3 protein-coding genes and 1 pseudogene are annotated in these 2,575 nt (G+C 68.0%); all 4 read right to left on the minus strand.

What is annotated here, in order from left to right; all coding sequences use genetic code 11:
- On the minus strand, positions 1-1,208 hold a 1,208-nt coding region (locus tag Y704_RS23685), incomplete at its 3' end, for a M23 family metallopeptidase (protein WP_173401155.1).
- 205 nt (positions 1,209-1,413) lie between these two features.
- Positions 1,414-1,944 carry a heme-degrading domain-containing protein gene (locus Y704_RS0117625; protein WP_035773313.1) on the minus strand — a complete coding sequence of 177 codons (531 nt, stop codon included), beginning with the start codon at positions 1,942-1,944 and terminating at the stop codon, positions 1,414-1,416.
- A 9-nt stretch (positions 1,945-1,953) separates the two neighbouring features.
- Entirely contained in the window at positions 1,954-2,247 is a 294-nt protein-coding gene (locus tag Y704_RS0117630; protein ID WP_026551080.1) for a MoaD/ThiS family protein, read from the minus strand.
- A 6-nt stretch (positions 2,248-2,253) separates the two neighbouring features.
- A pseudogene (locus Y704_RS22975) lies at positions 2,254-2,575 on the minus strand (exo-alpha-sialidase); the annotation flags it as partial.

The raw sequence follows: 2,575 nt of genomic DNA on the forward strand, positions 1-2,575 counted from the left end.
TCGGGCCGTGGCGACGGCGATGGTGACTGCTCTGGTTCGGGCCGAGGTGAGGGATCCGGCGACTGCTCTGGTTTCGGCGTCGCGTCCGATAGACGCGGTGGTGCGGCGGAGTCGGGTCCTTGGTTATCCGGGGGCAATGGGAGGAATGGCAGAAATGGCCGCAACGGCGACGGCGGTGGGGACAGCGACTCGTCGGGTGTCCAGTCGACGCGGGGTGCCGGCGGCCGTGCCACGGACTCAGCCGCCGGGGAGGCAGAGCCCTGAGCAGCGGCGGGTGGGGTGGACGTCTCTGCCCCCTGTTCGAGGGCCCTGCTGAAGACGGGGATGGCCCAGACGGGGACGAATTCGGGTCGGAGGGTAAACCCGGGAGCATAATCGGCCCGAACGGGTCCCGGCCGGTAGCTCTGCTGCCCGATGGGAATGAGCCTCCAGCTGTCCGGATCGGCATAGGTGCCATCCAGAATCGTTTCGAAGTGGAGATGGCACCCGGTGGAGGACCCCGTGGTTCCGACCCTGGCGATTTCCGTGCTGACGTTCACCGCGTCACCCTTTGTGAGGGCGATGCTTTCCAGGTGGCTGTAGGTGGTCACCAGCCCGTTTCCGTGGTCCAGCTCTACGCGGTTGCCTCCACCCCGCGCATGCCAGCCGACAGCAACGACCACGCCGGCGTCAGCGGAGAAAACAGGTGTTCCACAGTCCGCCGCGAAATCCAGGCCCCAGTGGAATTCCCCGGGCGAGCCGTCGAGCGGATTGGTGCGGAGCCCGAAGGACGAACTGGGGCTGAGGTCCCTGAGCGGCGCCACCAGTGTGCCTGGGCGCGGCCGCTCCACCTGTGCGGACTCGACCATGGAACCGGTGAGGAGGGCCTGGGCGCTCCGGTCTTCAACGATGTCGAAGCGGGCCTCCGACGGTGTGGCCTTCGGGGGCCCGGAGTCCACGGGCAGGGAGTCGTCGGGCGCGGCGCTCGCCGATGCGGCAGGGGGTGCGGCAATGCCGCGTCCGGCGAGGAAGAAGGGAGGCGTTCCGGAGCCGGAGAGCGCCCGGCTTTCGGAGGAGGCGCCTTGTAGCTGCGGCGTCGGCCCGGAACCTTGAGAGCCGGATGTGGACACCGCGGCCAGAACAACGAACACGGTCAGGCCTGATTGGGCGGCAACCCGGAAACTTCCCGCAGCTTTGCGTGCGCCGGCAAGCGGCCGTACCTGTGTCATTACTACCCCGTAAACTTCCCCACGAATGGGGCACAGACCTGATTTCCGCAAATATCCTGATGATCACCCGGGGGTAACCGTCTGCACCCACCTGAGCGGCGGTTGCGTGGAAAGCGTCATGGTGCCGACCAGTGCGGTCTAGCTCATCATAAGGCGCGCGGGTGTCTTCTCAACCCGAAGTCGAAAAATCCCCCGACAGATATGCTCATGCGTCAGCGGCGTGCAGGTGAAGCCTCAAAGCTTCGACCACCAGATCGTGGTCCTGCAGCTGCGGCAGCCCGGACACGGTAACCGTGGCCACCGGGCCTGCACCGCGGACGGCGAGGGGGAATGAACCGCCGTGGGCGGCGTAGACTGCTGGATCGAACAGCGGATTGTCCTCGGCCCGCCCACCTGTCAGCCGTGCCCGGAGGCCCACGAGAAGTGAGGGAACGGCGTACCGTTCGGCCGTGCGGCTCTTGGCCAGGAGCCAGAGGTCGTTGTCCGGGGTGGCGCCGTCGAGTGCGGCGTGGAACAGCACCTGGCCGGAGCGCCGGATGCCGATGGCGACGGGCAACGCCCGGGCAGTGCCCAGCTCCACGAGGAGCATGCCGAGGGCGACGGCGCTGCTGTTGGAGAAGTGTTCCAGCTGCAGCTCCGCCATCTCCGCCTCGATGCGGTTCACGAGGTAGTTCAGCGCAGCGTCGGACTGCACACCCGGATCGTCGGGATCAAAGGGGGCGTCTTCTGGTTCCATCGCCTCAATCTACCCGCCCGCTACCGACTGGATGATCGTCACCGTGGCGCCGGGATTCACCGGGGTGTCCAGCAGGTTCAGCCCGCGTACGTCCTCCCCGTCGACATAGATGTTGACGTAGCGGCGCAGGGTTCCGGTTTCGTCCCGGATGCGCTGGCCCAGCAGCGGCCTGCCGTCCCCGACGGTATCGAGCAGTTCGTCCACCGTGGTGGGTCCGCTGACCCGGACCGAAACCTCGCTGCGCCTGTCGACGAAGCGCCGCAGCAGGGTGGGGATCAGCACGGTGACGGCACTTTCGGTCATCGGAACCTACCCGGCGACGACGGCGGCACGCACCGTGAGCACGTCCGGCAGGTGGGAGGCCACTTCGGTGAACGTGGCGCCCTCGTCGGGGCTCGCATAGACGGTGCCGCCCCGGGTGCCGAAGTAGACGCCTGCCGGTTCGGCGGTATCGACGCAGGCGGCGTCACGCAGCACCGCGTTGTACTCACGGGCGGGGAGCCCGTGGTCCAGCTGCTGCCAGGTGGTGCCGGCGTCGTCGGTCCGATGCACTGCGAGCCTGCCGTCGGGCGGAATCCGTTCGCCGTCGGCCTTCAGCGGGATCACCCACGCGGTCCCGCCGCGGCGGGGG

Origin of the sequence: Arthrobacter sp. Br18 (genome assembly GCF_000520555.1) — a bacterium.
Taxonomy (GTDB): Bacteria; Actinomycetota; Actinomycetes; order Actinomycetales; family Micrococcaceae; genus Arthrobacter_D.